Origin of the sequence: Priestia sp. 179-F W1.4 NHS (genome assembly GCF_045369295.1) — a bacterium.
In the GTDB taxonomy this organism is placed as follows: Bacteria; Bacillota; Bacilli; order Bacillales; family Bacillaceae_H; genus Priestia; species Priestia zanthoxyli.
This window is the reverse complement of record NZ_JBIQFF010000002.1, coordinates 401,188-418,462: the sequence shown is the minus strand read 5'-3', so window position 1 is coordinate 418,462 and position 17,275 is coordinate 401,188. Positions and strand designations below refer to the sequence as shown.

At 38.3% G+C, this 17,275-nt stretch carries 16 protein-coding genes; 10 read left to right on the top strand and 6 right to left on the bottom strand.

Annotated features, from left to right (window positions below; translation table 11 throughout):
- Positions 1–6 precede the first annotated feature (6 nt).
- Both ACH0CI_RS12640 and ACH0CI_RS12635 read left to right on the top strand, forming a co-directional pair.
- On the top strand, positions 7–1,812 hold the full coding sequence (locus ACH0CI_RS12640) for an ABC transporter ATP-binding protein (RefSeq protein WP_335708040.1): 1,806 nt from the start codon (positions 7–9) through the stop codon (positions 1,810–1,812).
- Positions 1,813–1,961: 149 nt separating this feature from the next.
- Positions 1,962–2,624: a potassium channel family protein gene (locus tag ACH0CI_RS12635; RefSeq protein ID WP_028414113.1), complete on the top strand. Its 663-nt coding sequence runs from the start codon at positions 1,962–1,964 to the stop codon at positions 2,622–2,624.
- A gap of 42 nt (positions 2,625–2,666) precedes the next feature.
- Here the strand turns inward: ACH0CI_RS12635 and rnjA are convergent, their stop codons facing one another.
- Complete coding sequence (gene rnjA / locus ACH0CI_RS12630; RefSeq protein ID WP_013056048.1) at positions 2,667–4,334, bottom strand: ribonuclease J1; 1,668 nt, start codon at positions 4,332–4,334, stop codon at positions 2,667–2,669.
- A 5-nt stretch (positions 4,335–4,339) separates the two neighbouring features.
- Positions 4,340–4,549, bottom strand: coding sequence for a DNA-dependent RNA polymerase subunit epsilon (locus ACH0CI_RS12625; protein WP_013056049.1), 210 nt, complete (start codon positions 4,547–4,549; stop codon positions 4,340–4,342).
- A gap of 550 nt (positions 4,550–5,099) precedes the next feature.
- Here ACH0CI_RS12625 and ACH0CI_RS12620 point away from each other — a divergent pair.
- Complete coding sequence (locus tag ACH0CI_RS12620) at positions 5,100–5,882, top strand: Cof-type HAD-IIB family hydrolase (protein WP_033578407.1); 783 nt, start codon at positions 5,100–5,102, stop codon at positions 5,880–5,882.
- A 29-nt stretch (positions 5,883–5,911) separates the two neighbouring features.
- Here the strand turns inward: ACH0CI_RS12620 and def are convergent, their stop codons facing one another.
- Together def and ACH0CI_RS12610 are read right to left on the bottom strand one after the other, a co-directional pair.
- Positions 5,912–6,466: a peptide deformylase gene (gene def, locus ACH0CI_RS12615; protein WP_013056051.1), complete on the bottom strand. Its 555-nt coding sequence runs from the start codon at positions 6,464–6,466 to the stop codon at positions 5,912–5,914.
- 174 nt (positions 6,467–6,640) lie between these two features.
- The gene (locus tag ACH0CI_RS12610; RefSeq protein ID WP_016763434.1) at positions 6,641–6,751 is read right to left on the bottom strand and encodes a YjcZ family sporulation protein; all 111 of its coding nucleotides are present in this window, start codon (positions 6,749–6,751) and stop codon (positions 6,641–6,643) included.
- Positions 6,752–6,920: 169 nt separating this feature from the next.
- Here ACH0CI_RS12610 and ACH0CI_RS12605 point away from each other — a divergent pair, with 169 nt between their 5' ends.
- The 6 genes from ACH0CI_RS12605 (at position 6,921) to ACH0CI_RS12580 (ending at position 13,573) form a co-directional block, all read left to right on the top strand.
- Positions 6,921–7,586, top strand: a complete 666-nt coding sequence (locus ACH0CI_RS12605) for a YkyA family protein (protein ID WP_335707893.1) — start codon at positions 6,921–6,923, stop codon at positions 7,584–7,586.
- A gap of 581 nt (positions 7,587–8,167) precedes the next feature.
- Entirely contained in the window at positions 8,168–9,283 is a 1,116-nt protein-coding gene (gene pdhA, locus ACH0CI_RS12600; protein ID WP_013056054.1) for a pyruvate dehydrogenase (acetyl-transferring) E1 component subunit alpha, read from the top strand.
- Positions 9,284–9,286: 3 nt separating this feature from the next.
- On the top strand, positions 9,287–10,264 hold the full coding sequence (locus ACH0CI_RS12595) for an alpha-ketoacid dehydrogenase subunit beta (protein WP_013056055.1): 978 nt from the start codon (positions 9,287–9,289) through the stop codon (positions 10,262–10,264).
- Positions 10,265–10,366: 102 nt separating this feature from the next.
- Positions 10,367–11,668 (top strand): dihydrolipoamide acetyltransferase family protein, encoded by a 1,302-nt coding sequence (locus tag ACH0CI_RS12590; RefSeq protein WP_406901530.1) that lies wholly within the window; start codon positions 10,367–10,369, stop codon positions 11,666–11,668.
- A 3-nt stretch (positions 11,669–11,671) separates the two neighbouring features.
- Positions 11,672–13,084: a dihydrolipoyl dehydrogenase gene (lpdA, locus tag ACH0CI_RS12585; RefSeq protein ID WP_013082295.1), complete on the top strand. Its 1,413-nt coding sequence runs from the start codon at positions 11,672–11,674 to the stop codon at positions 13,082–13,084.
- A 246-nt stretch (positions 13,085–13,330) separates the two neighbouring features.
- Positions 13,331–13,573, top strand: a complete 243-nt coding sequence (locus ACH0CI_RS12580) for a hypothetical protein (RefSeq protein ID WP_033578408.1) — start codon at positions 13,331–13,333, stop codon at positions 13,571–13,573.
- Between the two features lie 48 nt (positions 13,574–13,621).
- Here the strand turns inward: ACH0CI_RS12580 and ACH0CI_RS12575 are convergent, their stop codons facing one another.
- On the bottom strand, positions 13,622–15,142 hold the full coding sequence (locus ACH0CI_RS12575; protein ID WP_335707892.1) for a glycine betaine uptake BCCT transporter: 1,521 nt from the start codon (positions 15,140–15,142) through the stop codon (positions 13,622–13,624).
- A 393-nt stretch (positions 15,143–15,535) separates the two neighbouring features.
- Here ACH0CI_RS12575 and ACH0CI_RS12570 point away from each other — a divergent pair, with 393 nt between their 5' ends.
- On the top strand, positions 15,536–15,661 hold the full coding sequence (locus tag ACH0CI_RS12570; RefSeq protein WP_013056059.1) for a GapA-binding peptide SR1P: 126 nt from the start codon (positions 15,536–15,538) through the stop codon (positions 15,659–15,661).
- Between the two features lie 36 nt (positions 15,662–15,697).
- On the opposite strand, the gene ACH0CI_RS12565 is transcribed toward ACH0CI_RS12570, so the two are convergent.
- Complete coding sequence (locus ACH0CI_RS12565) at positions 15,698–17,173, bottom strand: aminotransferase class I/II-fold pyridoxal phosphate-dependent enzyme (protein ID WP_335707891.1); 1,476 nt, start codon at positions 17,171–17,173, stop codon at positions 15,698–15,700.
- Between the last annotated feature and the right edge of the window lie 102 nt (positions 17,174–17,275).

Genomic DNA, 17,275 nt, shown 5'->3' with positions numbered 1-17,275 from the left:
AATAGAATGGCAGGCGAAAAAAATAAAGTTGTGCGAGAGCGCTTTTATTATCAAACAGATCAAATCATTGATAAGACGTTTAACTGGAAGCAAATGGCCCGCTTGTTTCGTTATCTTCATCCATATCGAAAAAATTTGCTTCCTTTCTCGTTTCTTATGGTCATTATCACGACGGTCATTAGACTCGCTATTCCTATTTTGATAGGTGTCTATACGCTTGATCATGCTGTAAAAGATAAGAATAGCACGCTGCTCATGCAGTTAGTTTTCATCATTTTTAGCTTGTATATCCTATCTTATATTGCGAATGTTTTTCGGATTAAATGGATGAATCAACTCGGGCAGCATGTGATATATGATTTAAGAAAACATTTATTTACGCATGTTCAAGGGCTGTCGCACCGGTTTTTCGATACGCGTTCAGGAGGCTCTATTCTTGTAAGGATTATGAATGATATTAACTCTCTTCAAGATTTATTTACCAACGGGGTAGTTAACCTATTTATGGACCTCTTATTGTTAGTGGGAATTGTGGTTATATTATTTTCTCTCAGTCCTGCTTTGACATGTGCTGTTTTAGTCATTTTACCGATTATGTTTTTGATTTCTACAAAGCTGAGAAGAAGAATCCGCCGGTCATGGCAAGTTGTTCGTATGAAGCAGTCAGTATTAAATTCACATTTAAATGAGAGTATTCAAGGCATTCGCGTTACTCAATCATTTGCTCAAGAACAAGAAAATATGCTGTTTTTTGATCGCATAAACAGTGAAAATTACGAGAGCTGGAGGCAAGCTACTCGAAAAAATGCCATGTTTCGACCGTTTGTAGAACTCACAAATGCTGTCGGAACGGCCATTTTAATTTGGTTCGGTGCTGCACTTATTCAAGATGAGCGGCTAACAATTGGTATTTTTGTATCATTTGCTTTTTATCTGGGGATGTTTTGGGAACCGATTTCTCGTTTAGGGCAAGTGTACAATCAATTATTAATGGGAATGGCTTCATCCGAGCGCATTTTTGAATTTCTAGATGAAAAACCTCTCGTCGCAGATTTGGAAACCGCTACGTCTTTAGAGAATATGAAGGGGAAAGTTGAGTTCAAGCACGTCTCATTTTCTTATGATGGGAAGCGTAAAGCTCTAAACAACGTATCAATTGAAATAAAAGAAGGACAGACGGTTGCTTTAGTGGGGCATACTGGATCTGGAAAAACGTCCATTGCTAATTTAATCACCCGTTTTTATGATGTGAACGAAGGGCAGATTTTAATTGATAATATGCCTATTCAAGATATTACGTTAGCGAGTTTACGAGCACAAATTAGTATTGTGCTGCAAGAAACCTTTATTTTTTCAGGAACCATCACGGAGAATATTCGGTTTGGAAAACCGGATGCTACTGATGATGAAGTGATTAAGGCCGCGGAAGCGGTAGGGGCTGCAGATTTTATAAAGCGTCTGAAAAAAGGTTATGATACGGAAGTAGAAGAGCGAGGAAACGTCTTATCCGTGGGAGAGCGTCAATTGATTTCATTTGCTCGAACGCTGTTGGCTGATCCTCGTATTATCATTTTAGATGAAGCGACAGCAAGCATCGATACAGAAACAGAAGTGAAGATTCAACAAGCGCTTAAAACGCTGTTAAATAACAGAACGGCCATCATGATTGCTCATCGGCTATCGACTATACGAGAAGCAGATAACATCATTGTATTAGATCACGGAAGCATTATTGAAACAGGCAATCACGGGGAACTTATGCAGCAAAAAGGCGTATATTATTACCTTGTTCAAACCCATGCTACAGCTTAAAAAACAGAAGGAACTGATCCTTCTGTTTTTCTATGAGAAATAGTAAAGACATATAAGCGTTGTTAACGGGAAAATGAGGTTGATACAAAAGAATTGTGGTAAAATAACGGTAGTTCAGATTTTTTCCTGTACATAATGGAGGAATTCAAATGAAAAAAGAATTTGCAGTCATCGGATTAGGTAGATTTGGTGGAAGTATTTGTAAAACATTGAGCGATCAAGGAATGGAAGTTCTGGCGATTGACATTGATGAGGAAAAGGTAAATGAGTATGCTAACGTTGCTTCGCATGCAGTAGTAGGCGATTCAATGGATGAAGGGGTTCTAAAAAGTTTAGGAATTCGTAATTTTGATCACGTTATCGTAGCTATTGGCGACAATATTCAGGCAAGTATTTTGACGACCCTTATACTAAAAGAGCTGGGGGTTGAAAAAATAACGGTAAAAGCGCAAAATGATTATCATGCCAAAGTATTATCAAAAATTGGCGCCAATTTTATCGTGCATCCCGAACGAGATATGGGACGAAGAATTGCCAATAACATGATTTCAAACAGCGTGCTGGATTATTTGGAGCTATCTGAAGAACACAGCATTGTCGAATTAGTAGCAAGCAAAAGAATGGCTGGCAATACGCTGATTGAGTTAGACATTCGTGCGAAATATGGTATTAACATTGTAGCCATTAAGCGTGATCGAGATATCATCGTTTCTCCTCAGGCGTCCGAAACGATACAAGAAGGAGACGTGTTGATTGTTATTGGAGCAGACGCAGATATCAACCGCTTCGAAAATAAATTTGCCAGTTCCTAATAAAAAAGAGCAGATGCAATTGCATCTGCTCTTTTTCTTTTATTAAACCTCCATAATGATTGGTAAAATCATTGGACGGCGCTTTGTTTTTTCGTAAAGGAATGGAGCCAATGTGTCTGTGATTTCATTTTTAATCTCAGACCATTGTGACGTACGACGTTCCATCACTTTGTTCAAGTGTTTTGTAATGAGGGACTGTGCATCATTAATTAAGTCGCCGGATTCGCGCATATAAACAAAACCACGAGAGATAATGTCTGGACCAGCAGCGATCTTGAAGTCTTTCATATTGATGCTTACAACGACAATAACAAGTCCTTCTTCAGATAAAATACGGCGGTCACGAAGTACGATATTTCCAATGTCACCAATTCCGCTTCCGTCAATATATACAGAGCCTGAAGGGATTTTTCCAGCTACTGAAGCTTCACTGTCGCTTAAAGCTAGCACCTCTCCATTATCCATAATGAAGCAGTTTTCTTCAGGAACTCCACAGTCTGTTGCAAGTTTGATGTGCATCTTCTGCATGCGATACTCACCGTGAATTGGCATAAAGTATTTTGGTTTCATCAAACGAAGCATTAATTTTTGCTCTTCCTGTCCGCCGTGTCCAGAAGTATGAATATCGTTTAGAGCACCGTGAATAACCTCTGCTCCTGCACGGAATAGCATATCAATTGTTTTGCTAACACTTACTGTATTTCCTGGAATAGGTGAAGATGAGAATACAACCGTATCTCCAGGGATAATTTGAATTTGGCGGTGAGTACCATTTGCAATTCTAGATAGCGCTGCCATCGGTTCACCTTGGCTGCCTGTACATAAAATAGTCACGCGGTTAGCTGGAATTCGGTTAATTTGAGAAGGCTCAATGAACGTATCTTTTGGACATGAAATATATCCAAGCTGTTGGCCAATCTCAATAGCTGCTTCCATACTGCGTCCGAATACAGCAACTTTGCGGTTATGCAATACGGCTGCTTCCACTACTTGCTGTAAGCGGTGAATATTTGAAGCAAACGTTGCAAAAATAATACGGCCGTCTACTTTACGGAAAATGTCATGAATGCTGTCACCTACGCGGCGCTCAGACATCGTAAAGTTAGGAATTTCACTGTTTGTACTGTCTGAAAGCAAGCATAGAACGCCTTCTTTACCGATTTCAGCCATTTTTGTTAAGTTAGCCGGTTCGCCCACTGGTGTAAAATCAAACTTGAAATCTCCTGTATGTACGATTTGTCCGTTTGGTGTTTTTACCACAATTCCGTAAGAATCAGGAATACTGTGAGTTGTGCGGAAGAACGTTACCGATGTTTTACGGAATTTAATTACGTCATCTTCAGTAATTTCATGAAGCTGAGCTGTACGAAGCAACCCGTGCTCGTCTAATTTGTTGCGAAGAAGTCCAAGGGCTAATTTCCCTGCATAAATAGGAATGTTTAATTCTCTTAATAAGTAAGGAATTCCGCCGATGTGATCTTCATGACCATGTGTAACGAAAAGGCCACGGATTTTATCTGCATTTTTTACCAAATAACTGTAGTCAGGAATAACGTAGTCAATTCCTAAAAGCTCATCTTCAGGGAATTTAATTCCTGCATCAATAAGAATAATTTCATCTTGAAACTGTACGGCATACGTATTTTTACCGATTTCGCCTAGTCCACCCAGGGCGAAAACTGCCGTTTGATTATTTTTTACAAATTTCATTTTCATCATATCTCCAATACTTTAAAATCTTCATGCTGTTGCTCATATTCTAGATAGTCTCCAGTCACTGCTTGAACAAACTCAATATTAATTGAACGCGCTTTTAACTTTTTACGAACGTCACGCTCAGAATCTGCGTTCACATACACTGTTTTTGTATTTTCACGTACAGCTACTTCACTCATTTTTTCTTGAAAATAAACTTTAAAAATCATAACAAAAATCTCTCCTTAATTCCGAAATTCAAATAACTTATTTTATTATATTATAAAATGTGTATGTATTTCATGTATTTTCTAAAGAAACTTGCTTTCACTACATTTTAGTCATCTAAATATAACAAGTCAATTAATTATAGAATAATATTAATAGGAAACGGATACAAGACTATATTTTCCGGGCGTATAAAAAATAAGGGCTATTCCATTGTACGATGCAGACACACACTCTGCAAATTTTACAACAGAAAGCCCTAAAAAAATCGATTATGCCATCGTTTTTTTACGCAATAATTCATTCCAGCGTTTTAGCAGCCTTTTTCGAAAATCTTTTAACATGATTTTTCAGCTCCTTTGTTTTTTTTGCGATACCTGCCTGTCTCTCTCTGTACTTTTATTATATGATGAAAAGGGAGAGGTTTCTCGTGGTTAAATATGGAAAAATTGTAAATAGGAACGTCCATTTATAGAGAAATCAGTGCTTGTTTGGTATAATTGTAAAGGATTAACAAAGAGATAAAAAATTATAAAAAATAAGGTGATAAACGTGGAACGAAAGATTATTTTTTTTGATATTGATGGAACGTTATTGGATCATGATAAAAAACTGCCTGCTTCTACAAAAAAAGCTGTCCAGCTGTTAAAAGAGCAGGGGCATGAAGTGGCAATTGCAACTGGAAGGGCTCCTTTTATGTTTAAAGATCTGCGTGAAGAGTTGGATATTCAAACATATATTAGCTTTAATGGTCAGTACATTGTCTTAAATGGAGAAGTTCTTTACAAAAACCCGTTAAATAAAGAAGAGCTTCAGGATTTAACGGCTTTTGCTGTTGAGCATGATCATCCTGTCGTATACATGGATCATGAAGATATGAAATCAAACATTGAATTTCATGATTATATCGAATCCAGCATCAGCACGCTGAAAATTGGATTTACCCACCCTCACCACGATCCTGCTTATTTCAAAGGGCGTGAAATTTATCAATCCCTCTTATTCTGTACAGCGGGAGAAGAAGCTCCTTATGAAGAAAAATTTAAGAAATTTGACTTTATTCGCTGGCATGAATTTTCAACTGATGTTCTCCCAAAAGGTGGATCAAAAGCGCGAGGAATTGAGACCATGATTGAAAAGCTTGGCTTTGATAAAAAAGATGTATATGCATTCGGAGACGGCTTAAACGATATCGAAATGCTTGAGTTTGTCGGAAATGGCGTAGCGATGGGAAATGCGGAAGAAGTCGTGAAAGAAGTGGCTGATCTTGTTACAAAAGATGTAGCAGAAGGTGGTATTCTCCACGGATTAGAGCTAGTAGGATTGTTAAAATAAGAAAAAACGCGAGCTCTAGCTCGCGTTTTTTAGCGTTCATATGGAAAAGCATTTTCAGGTTCTTGAAATGGGTTTTCTTTATTGATGTAATCATAAAACATAATTCCGTCTAAATGATCAATCTCGTGCTGAAATACTACAGCAGGAAGGCCTTTCAAACGAATTTTCACTTCTTCGCCTTCAAGCGTTGTGCCTTTTACTGTGATGCGTGCATATCGAGGAACAAATCCTGGGATATCTTGATCGACAGACAAGCAGCCTTCACCGCCTGTAAGATATGTCTTTTCAACTGAGTGGCTAATGATCTTAGGGTTAAATAATGCATAGCTGTATAGCTTGCCTTTTTCATCCGTAACGTGTACCCCAATCATTCGTTTTGATACATTAATTTGAGGAGCGGCAAGTCCGATACCAGATCGCAGTCCATATTTAGCAGCAATTTCAGGGTCTTGGCTGTTTTTTACATATTCTAATAAGCTATGTAAAATCTTTTTGTCTTCTTCAGAAGCAGGTAACGGTACTTCTTTTGCTACTTCTCGCAGCGTTGGGTGTCCGTCTTGGATAATATCGTTCATTGTAATCAACTTTCACATCTCCCTAGGCTATTTTATAGGTATAAAGTGTACCAAATCCGTATAAAAAAGTCATTACCTCGACCTTGACCATATAAATGTTTCTACTAATTATATGTATCAAACATTTGGAAAAACATGTATAAGAAAACATAAAAGCGGCAGCTAGCCGCTTTTATTGTATAATTACCAGCCGCCACAGCTGCAGCCGATAATAACTAATAAAATGAACAGTACGATTAATAACACGAAACCTTTATTAGAACCGCCGCAGCCATATCCACCATAACCCAACATAATGTAACCTCCCGTAGTTATCAATCCCAAGGTAAAAAGTAATAAACTCCCTTTTTTTCACGATTGGGTTAGTATAATATATTAAAAGGTGGAAAAAGGGTGTAGATAAATTGCTAATTTCCTACAAAAATTGTATAATGACCCATGAATAAGGGAGGATTTACCAAATATGAAATGCGTCGGAAGATATATAGTTATTGGCATTGCTGCTATGTCACTAGCAGGCTGTGCAGAGGGCTCATCGCCTGAACTTGAGGTATATAATGGATTAGAAAAAGTGGTAGCACAAGAAAAGCAATTTGCTAATCAGCAAAAACCGTTAGCTGATTTAGAACAGCAAGAAAATGCGATATACGACCAAATTATTGAGCTAGGGATTAAAGATAAAAAGAAAATAAAAAATAAAGCACAAAAAGCGCAGCAGTTATTAGATGAGCGTGAAAATAAATTACAAAAAGAAGAAAAAAGCATCAGCGCTTCGCAAAAACAGTTTGAAGCGACAGAGCCAAAAATCCAAAAGCTAGAGGACGGCAAAGCAAAAGAAGAGGCGCTTGAACTATCTTCGTTAATGAAGAAGCGTTATAAGGCCTACCAGTCCTTACATGATGCCTATCTTCATTCCATTGAATTAGATCGTAAGCTATATACGCTCTTTGAAAAAGACAATGTGAAATTAGAGAATCTTGAAACACAAATCGCTTCGATCAATGCTACTTATAAAGAAGTTGAAAAGAAAAAAGAAACGTTTAACACACTAACAGCTGACTATAACAAAGCCAAAGAAGATTTTTATAACAAAACGAAGTTAAAGGTGAAAAATAGCGAGGATAAATAAGAAGGCCTGTGAAGTTTACAGGTCTTTTTTTTTGGCTGAAAAGGAAGGTTTTCTGAAATAAAGAAAGAGTTTCGACACGATTCAAGTAAAAATTACAAAAGGTTATTGTTTTAAAAAATCGTTTATTTGTGGCAAGATAGGAGATGTGCAGACGTAAAAAAAGAGAAGGTTATTATAAAACATATAATACAGTTTGTATCTGTGTAATAGTACAGCATGTCTTTTTTATGTGTTTTATTTCACAAACTAAAAAAGCGTAATTTCTTGATGTAAATGCATTGACGAACTGTTTTAGTGTATTGTAAACTAGGTAGCGTAGTAAGTGTTGTATTAATCATTTTTGCAAAATAATTAATACAGTTTAACGAAACGCTCGTTTCGCTTAAACTTTCCTTTTACGTAAATGTTTGCACAGAATTCGCTGGGGAATACATAGAAATGTTAGGGATTAGCGAATTCAAAAAGCTACTCGACAAAATATGACTTTTACTTGTCCATTTGGGACATTCTAAAAGCGTGTATGTTTGTTTGATTAGTAAAATGAATTTATACGGCTTAAATGAAAGGAAGAGGTGACTTAGATGGCTGCTAAAACTAAAAAGGCTATTATTGATGTATCAAAGCAACTTGATAAAATCGCTGAGCAGTACCAAACGTTCCAAATTCTTAATGAAGAGGGCGAAGTAGTAAATAAATCAGCGTTGCCAGATTTATCTGACGAAAAATTAAAAGAGTTAATGACTCGCATGGTATACACTCGTATTCTTGATCAACGTTCAATTTCATTGAACCGTCAAGGTCGTTTAGGTTTCTATGCACCAACTGCTGGGCAAGAAGCTTCTCAAATCGCTTCACATTTCGCATTAGAAAAAGAAGACTTCATTTTACCTGGGTACCGTGATGTGCCTCAGTTAATTTGGCATGGTCTTCCACTATATCAAGCGTTCTTATTCTCTCGTGGTCATTTCCACGGTAACCAAGCGCCAGAAGGTGTAGATGTACTTTCTCCACAAATCATCATCGGTGCACAAATCGTGCAAACTGCTGGTGTGGCACTAGGTCTTAAAAAGCGCGGTAAAAAAGCAGTAGCGATCACTTATACAGGTGACGGCGGAGCTTCACAAGGTGACTTCTACGAAGGTATGAACTTCGCAGGTGCATTCAAAGCTCCAGCAATCTTTGTTGTACAAAATAACCGCTTTGCAATTTCAACACCAGTTGAAAAGCAATCTGCAGCACGTACAATCGCTCAAAAAGCAGCGGCTGTTGGTATCCCAGGCGTTCAAGTAGACGGTATGGATGCACTAGCAGTATACGTTGCAGTAAGCGAAGCTCGTGAGCGTGCAGTAAACGGTGAAGGTCCAACTTTAATTGAAACATTAACTTACCGTTATGGTCCACATACAATGGCTGGTGACGATCCAACTCGTTATCGTACAGCTGAGCTTGACACTGAGTGGGAAAAGAAAGATCCACTTGTTCGCTTCCGTAAATTCTTAGAAGCTAAAGGCATCTGGAATGAAGAAGAAGAAAACAAAGTAATCGAGCAAGCTAAAGAAGATATCAAACAAGCTATTAAGAAGGCTGACGATTATCCAAAACAAAAAGTTACAGATTTAATGGAAATCATGTACGAAACTATGCCTTCAAACTTACAAGAGCAATATGAAATCTACAAAGAGAAGGAGTCGAAGTAAGCCATGGCGCAAATGACAATGATTCAAGCGATTACTGATGCGTTACGCACAGAAATGAAAAACGACGAAAACGTATTAGTTTTTGGTGAAGACGTTGGCGTAAACGGTGGAGTATTCCGTGCGACTGAAGGTCTTCAACAAGAATTCGGCGAAGATCGCGTATTCGATACGCCATTAGCTGAATCTGGTATCGGTGGTCTTGCTGTGGGTCTATCGACTCAAGGTTTCCGTCCGGTTCCTGAAATTCAATTCTTTGGTTTCGTATACGAAGTACTTGATTCTGTATCAGGTCAAGCTGCACGTATGCGCTACCGTTCTGGCGGTCGCTGGAATGCACCAATCACATTCCGTTCACCATTTGGTGGAGGCGTTCATACACCAGAACTTCACGCTGATAGCTTAGAAGGTATCGTAGCATCTCAACCTGGTCTAAAAGTTGTAATTCCTTCAACTCCATACGATGCAAAAGGTCTTTTAATTTCATCAATCCGTGATAACGATCCGGTTGTATACTTAGAGCACATGAAGCTTTACCGTTCATTCCGTCAAGAAGTACCTGAAGAATCATACACTATTGACTTAGGTACAGCTGATGTGAAACGTGAAGGTACAGACGTAACGCTTATCGCTTACGGTGCAATGGTACACTCATCGTTAAAAGCAGCTGAAGAACTAGAAAAAGAAGGTATCTCTGCTGAAGTAGTGGACTTACGTACAGTTCAACCTTTAGATATCGATACAATTCTTGCATCAGTTGAAAAAACTGGTCGCGTAGTAGTAGTTCAAGAAGCTCAAAAACAAGCTGGTATTGCAGCTAACGTTGTAGCTGAAATTAACGATCGTGCAATCTTAAGCTTAGAAGCACCAGTATTACGTGTAACAGCACCGGATACTGTGTTCCCATTCTCTCAAGCTGAGGGCGTATGGTTACCAGACCACAAAGATATCGTTGAAACAGCTAAGAAAGTACTTGAATTCTAATTAGCATTTTACTGTGATAGAAATCAGCTTTATGCTGATTTCTGTCTTAGATAAAATAAACACTAACAAATTGAACGCAACTAACTAGGAGGGTGAAGACACGTGGCATTTGAATTTAAACTGCCGGATATCGGTGAAGGTATCCACGAAGGTGAAATTGTAAAATGGTTCGTAAAAGCTGGAGATGAAATTGATGAGGATGATGTACTAGCAGAAGTACAAAATGACAAAGCTGTTGTTGAAATCCCATCTCCTGTAAAAGGTAAAGTATTAGAAGTAAAAGTTGACGAAGGTACAGTAGCTACTGTAGGACAAGTTATCGTTACTTTTGATGCTCCTGGATACGAAGACTTAAAATTCAAAGGTGACGATCATGATGATGCACCAGCAGAAGAAGCTAAAGAAGAAGCTAAAGAAGAAGCTTCAACTGAAGAAGCAACAGCTCCTGCAGCACAAGCTGATGTTGATCCTAACCGTAAAGTAATTGCTATGCCTTCAGTGCGCAAATATGCTCGTGAAAAAGGTGTAGACATTAAAGCTGTTCCTGGTTCAGGTAAAAACGGACGTATTGTTAAAGATGACATCGATAGCTTCTTATCTGGTGGTTCTACAGCTACAGCAACTGCTGAAGCTCCAGCTAAAGAGGAAACTGCTTCAGCTGAACCAAAAGCAGCTGCAGCACAAGCTATTCCTGAAGGCGACTTACCAGAAACTCGCGAGAAAATGAGCGGTATCCGTCGTGCAATCGCAAAAGCTATGGTTAACTCTAAACACACTGCTCCACACGTAACATTAATGGATGAAATCGATGTAACAGCTCTTGTTGCTCATCGTAAAAAATTCAAAACGGTTGCAGCAGATCAAGGTATTAAATTAACATTCTTACCTTACGTGGTAAAAGCGTTAACTTCAGCACTTAAGAAGTTCCCAGCTCTTAACACTTCAATTGATGATTCTACAGATGAAGTAATTCAAAAACATTACTACAACATCGGTATCGCTGCTGACACTGAAAAAGGTCTTTTAGTACCAGTTGTGAAAAATGCTGATCGTAAATCTGTATTCGAAATTTCGGATCAAATTAACGACCTTGCTGGAAAAGCACGTGATGGTAAATTAGCTCCTGCTGAAATGAAAGGCGCTTCTTGTACAATCACAAATATCGGTTCTGCTGGTGGACAATGGTTTACTCCAGTTATCAACCACCCAGAAGTTGCAATTCTAGGTATCGGACGTATCGCTGAAAAACCAGTTGTACGCGACGGTGAAATTGTAATTGCTCCAGTATTAGCATTATCACTAAGCTTTGACCACCGTATTATCGATGGCGCAACAGCTCAAAACGCTCTTAACCAAATCAAGCGTTTATTAAATGATCCAGAATTATTATTAATGGAGGCGTAATAAATGGTAGTAGGAGATTTCCCAATCGAAACTGATACTCTTGTCATTGGTGCTGGCCCTGGTGGCTACGTTGCAGCAATTCGTGCAGCTCAATTAGGTCAAAAAGTTACAATCGTAGAAAAAGGTAATCTTGGAGGCGTATGCTTAAACGTTGGTTGTATTCCTTCAAAAGCATTAATCGCTGCAGGTCACCGTTTTGAACATGCTAAACATTCTGAAGACATGGGGATTATCGCTGAGAACGTAACAGTTGATTTCTCTAAAGTTCAAGAATTCAAAAACGGCGTTGTAAACAAACTTACTGGCGGTGTTGAAGGCCTTCTTAAAGGTAACAAAGTTGACATCGTAAAAGGTGAAGCTTACTTCGTTGACAGCGAAACTGTACGTGTAATGGATGAAAATTCAGCACAAACGTACAAATTCAAAAATGCAATCCTTGCAACTGGTTCTCGTCCAATCGAGATCCCTGGATTCAAATTCTCTGAGCGCGTAATCAACTCTACAGGTGCATTAGCGCTTAAAGAAGTTCCTAAAAAATTAGTTGTAATCGGCGGAGGTTACATCGGTACGGAGCTTGGTACTGCTTTTGCTAACTTCGGTACAGAAGTTACATTTGTAGAAGCTGCTGATGAAATTCTAGCTGGTTTTGAAAAACAAATGAGCTCTCTTGTTAAACGTAACCTTAAGAAAAAAGGAAACGTTGAAATCTATACAAAAGCAATGGCTAAAGGTGTTGAAGAAACTGCTGATGGCGTACAAGTTACGTTTGAAGTAGGCGGAGAGTCAAAAGTAATCGATGCTGATTACGTATTAGTTACTGTAGGTCGCCGTCCTAACACTGATGAGCTTGGTCTTGAGCAAGTTGGCGTTAAAATGACTGACCGTGGTCTTATCGAAATCGATAACCAAACTCGTACATCTGTAAGCAACATCTTTGCAATTGGTGATATCGTAACTGGACCACCACTTGCACACAAGGCTTCTTACGAAGGTAAAATCGCAGCTGAAGTAATCGCTGGCGAACCTGCTGAAATTGACTATTTAGGAATTCCAGCAGTTGTATTCTCTGAGCCTGAGCTTGCATCTGTAGGTTATACTGAAGCACAAGCAAAAGAAGAAGGATTAGCTGTTAAAGCTTCTAAATTCCCATTCGCTGCTAACGGACGTGCGCTTGCACTTAACGCTGCAGAAGGCTTCTTGAAGCTTATCACTCGTAAAGAAGACGGAGTAGTTGTTGGTGCTCAAATCGCTGGACCTAGCGCATCTGACATGATCGCTGAACTTGGTCTTGCTATCGAAGCTGGCGTAACAGCTGAAGATATCGCATTAACAATTCACGCTCACCCAACATTAGGTGAAATCACAATGGAAGCTGCTGAAGTAGCAATTGGAAGCCCAATTCACATTGTAAAATAATGTTTTTAAAAAGCTGATGCATACGCATCAGCTTTTTTTTGAAGAAAACGGTTTTCATAAAGTATAAGGTGCTTGTCAGACAGTTTTTTTACTGGTTGAGTATAATTCTAGCAGAAAGATGTAAAAAGCGCTGAGACAGTCTTAAATGAGTTCTAGATGCATACATATGAAGTGGGACGTGCTTTGCTTATAGTTGGATACAAAATTGCTTCTTTGAATAACGAATGAAAAGGCGGCGAAGGAGCTATGAAGACATATTTCGTTTGGAGCTTGCACATTGTTATTTGGATGGGGTATTCACTGGTTGAATTATTATCAAAACGTGATCAATTGACATCTAAAATTATTTTATTTTTAGTATTTGCTTATTTAGCTTACGGTATAGCAGAAATGAACGTCAAATCTAAAAGACTGGCGCTTATGATGACGGGCACAACGTCAGCTATCTGCTTGACATGTTATCAACTAATTTTATTTTGCACGGCGTAAGAGTGCATAAAAAAAGCGTTAGCTTATATAAGCTAACGCTTTTTTGTCTTACACAGATTTTTTTTCTCTTTTTAACGCGCCTTCTTCTTTAAATGCTTTCATTAATGAGAAGACCGTTAGCACCAGCACAATTGAGAATGGAAGTGCTGCTATAATCGCAGCTGTTTGGAGCGCATCCAAACCACCTGTCCAAAGCAAAATGATTGCTGTTAACGATTGAATTAAGCCCCACGTAAGCTTAATAGAGCCTGAAGGATTTAGATCACCGTTTGTTGTCTGCATTCCTAAAACAAATGTAGCTGAGTCAGCTGATGTAATGAAGAATGTAGCAATTAAGCAAATAGCAACAATGGACATGAACGTACCAAATGGAAACTGTTCAAGTACGTAGAATAAAGCAACTTCTGTTCCTTTATTATTGATAACATCCATAACAGGAAGATCCTTAAAAAAGTCTAAATAAACCCCAGAACCTCCGAATACAGCAAACCATAATCCGCCAAATACGGTCGGAACAGCTAGTACACCAATTAAAAATTCTCGAATGGTTCTACCTCGTGAAATACGAGCAATAAACGTACCAACGAACGGTGCCCAGGCGATCCACCATGCCCAGTAGAAGATTGTCCAATCTTGAACCCAGGTGCTGTTATCAAACGGGCTCAATCGAAAACTCATCGACGGCAAGTTTTGAATGTAGCTGCCAATTGTTGTAACGAATAAGTCCATAATAAAGTTGGTTGGGCCTGCAAATAACAAGAATAGCATTAACAGAATAGCTAAAACAATATTAATGTTACTCAAATACTTAATACCTTTGTTCAGACCTGTCTGCGCTGACAGCATGAACAAGAACGTTACGATAATAATAACAATTAATTGAGTCGTGAAATTATTATCAATACTTGGCGATAAGTAAGAGGCTCCACCAGTAATTTGAATAGCGCCCAGTCCTAGTGATGTTGCCACCCCAAAAACAGTTGCAAATACGGCGATGACGTTTATGATCGTTCCAAGAGGTCCATCAACACGTTTTCCTAATAGTGGACGTAAAATATTACTGATTATGAACGGGTAACCTTTTCTAAATTGAAAATATGCAAGGGCCAGTGCAAGAACGGAATAAATAGCCCAAGGATGTAAACCCCAGTGGAAAAACGAATAACGTAGAGCTGCACGAGCTGATTCTGCTGTACCGCCTTCACCAGAAGGTGGAGTATGAAAATGATTGATTGGTTCTGAGACACCCCAAAATACAAGACCAATTCCCATACCAGCACTAAATAACATGGCAAACCATGAGACATAACCATACTGAGGTTTTTCGTCAGGCTTCCCTAGTTTGATGTTTCCGTACTTCGAAAAAATTAAGTACAGTGTAAAAACTAAGAATAATGTAGCTGCTAGTAAGTAATACCAGCCAAATTTCTCGATGATAAAACTATGTATTGCCGACGTGACAGGTGTAAGCCCCGCGCTTCCTAGCACAGATTCCGGAATAACACCCCATACGATAAATACTGCAGCAATAATAACGGAAATGATAAAAACGGGAGTCAGTTTTTTCATCGATTAACACTCCTTTCCTATTCTATTTTACATAACATAGTGTTTCATATAGCCTTTTCAGCTATACATGAAACCACATGGTTATACATTCTAGTAAAGTTTGTATGAAATGTCTACCCTATTAGTAAGAAAAAAAGGCAAGATCTCAAATTCTTATTTTTCGTAATTATTTTAAAGTGCCGAAATAGATATGAAATTAGACATAGTTTTTTCATATAAATAGAGATGATGCTAAGGGGTCAGCTTTTTGGAAACAAATATAACATTTATGAGAAAAATATTTTTAATGTGACATACTAATTAGTTGTTGACATATTTAATGTGACATAATAATATAATATCAAGAGTTGTAAAACGCTTACAAAAAAAGACGGTTAAAGGGGAGTTTACAAAATGGGAACAATCGTATGTCAAACATGTAACTGCACAATTGATCATTTCGAAGATGAGAAAGTGACGCGATTATACTCAACATGTAAAAGCGGAGAATGTCAAAAAGCAGATGAAGATTTAGATTAATTCAATAAAAAAAGGTGCGGAATTCCGCACCTTTTTTTATTGAATTGCTTTATGTTCTTTAATGACACGAAATGTCTTTAATTCAAAATCTTCCGGACCCTGCACTGGTAAACCTGCCTCTAAGTTTGTTTCAATATAGGTTAAATTTTCCTCAGTGATGATTTCCCCAGGAATAAAAATAGGAATACCAGGAGGATAGACCATTACAAATTCTGCAATAATACGACCTGCTGACTCATGAAAAGGTACCACTTCGGTTTCAGCGTAAAAAGCATCACGAGGTGTTAAAGCCAATACAGGAATATCAGGTAATAAAATAGCTGGTTTTGCCGTTGTCTCAGAAAGGTTATGGAATTTTGCGGATAACTCACGCAGAGCTGTGACAAGACGTGAAAGATCTTCTTCTGTATCTCCGGGCGTGATAATACATAGAATATTATAAAGGTCAGACATTTCCACTTCGATATTATGAGCTTCCCGCATCCATTTTTCTACGTCATAGCCCGTAATTCCTAAATCTGAAACAGAAATAATTAATTTAGTAGGGTCTAAATCATACGTAGCTTTTGTGCCTAAAATTTCTCTGCCTATACATTGGATATGCTCAATTGTATTAATTTCTTTTCGTGCTTTTTCAGCAAGAGAAATTGCACGTTCAGCCAGCTCTTTTCCTTCTGTAGCTAGACGTTTTCGAGCAACATCTAAAGAAGCCAGCAGCAGGTAAGAGGTTGATGTTGTTGTCAGCATGCTTAAAATAGACTGTACGCGTTTTGGAGAAATTAAGCCTTCGCGTATGTTTAAAATGGAACTTTGCGTCATAGAACCGCCTAATTTATGCACGCTTGTTGCTGCCATATCTGCACCGGCCTGCATAGCAGACAGAGGCAAATCATCATGGAAGTGAATATGAACGCCGTGAGCTTCATCAACAAGTACAGGCACTTGATACGAGTGGGCAATTTCTACGATTTTACGAAGGTCTCCGGAAATTCCAAAGTAAGTTGGATTGATAACAAGCACTGCTTTTGCTTCAGGGTGCTGCTTTAAGGCTTTTTCTACAGAGTCCGATGTAATACCGTGAGAAATGCCAAGATTTTCGTCAATTTCAGGATGAATAAAAATAGGCGTAGCTCCTGAAAAAACAATCGCACTCATAACAGATTTATGCACGTTTCTAGGAACGATAATTTTATCTCCAGGTCCACATGTCGCCATAACCATTGCCATAATTGCTCCGCTCGTTCCTTGAACAGAGAAAAAAGTATGATCAGCACCAAATGCTTCTGCAGCTAAATCCTGCGCTTGTTTGATAATGCCTTTTGGCTGGTGAAGGTCATCAAGGGGACCGATATTAATTAAATCAATGGATAAAGCATCATCGCCAATAAATGAGCGGAATTCAGGATCCATTCCATTTCCTTTTTTATGTCCAGGGATATGGAATTGTGTTGGGTTTTTCTTAGCATGATTAACTAATCCAGTAAATAATGGAGTTGAAAATTGAGAAGACAACTTTGCTATACACCTCTTTTATCATAAATTGTCAGTCCCTCTAAGCAAAGCTTAGAGGGACTTTGATTGTTTTTTTATCAAATTACAGCATTCAATTTTATA

Coding starts and splice junctions, on each gene's coding strand:
- pdhA (WP_013056054.1), top strand. CDS start 8,168: ATGGCTGCTAAAACTAAAAAGGCTATTATTGATGTATCAAAGCAACTT.
- ACH0CI_RS12580 (WP_033578408.1), top strand. CDS start 13,331: ATGAAGACATATTTCGTTTGGAGCTTGCACATTGTTATTTGGATGGGG.
- rnjA (WP_013056048.1), bottom strand. CDS start 4,334: ATGAAATTTGTAAAAAATAATCAAACGGCAGTTTTCGCCCTGGGTGGA.
- lpdA (WP_013082295.1), top strand. CDS start 11,672: ATGGTAGTAGGAGATTTCCCAATCGAAACTGATACTCTTGTCATTGGT.
- ACH0CI_RS12605 (WP_335707893.1), top strand. CDS start 6,921: ATGAAATGCGTCGGAAGATATATAGTTATTGGCATTGCTGCTATGTCA.
- ACH0CI_RS12640 (WP_335708040.1), top strand. CDS start 7: ATGGCAGGCGAAAAAAATAAAGTTGTGCGAGAGCGCTTTTATTATCAA.
- ACH0CI_RS12595 (WP_013056055.1), top strand. CDS start 9,287: ATGGCGCAAATGACAATGATTCAAGCGATTACTGATGCGTTACGCACA.
- ACH0CI_RS12610 (WP_016763434.1), bottom strand. CDS start 6,751: ATGTTGGGTTATGGTGGATATGGCTGCGGCGGTTCTAATAAAGGTTTC.
- ACH0CI_RS12575 (WP_335707892.1), bottom strand. CDS start 15,142: ATGAAAAAACTGACTCCCGTTTTTATCATTTCCGTTATTATTGCTGCA.
- ACH0CI_RS12635 (WP_028414113.1), top strand. CDS start 1,962: ATGAAAAAAGAATTTGCAGTCATCGGATTAGGTAGATTTGGTGGAAGT.
- ACH0CI_RS12570 (WP_013056059.1), top strand. CDS start 15,536: ATGGGAACAATCGTATGTCAAACATGTAACTGCACAATTGATCATTTC.
- ACH0CI_RS12625 (WP_013056049.1), bottom strand. CDS start 4,549: ATGATTTTTAAAGTTTATTTTCAAGAAAAAATGAGTGAAGTAGCTGTA.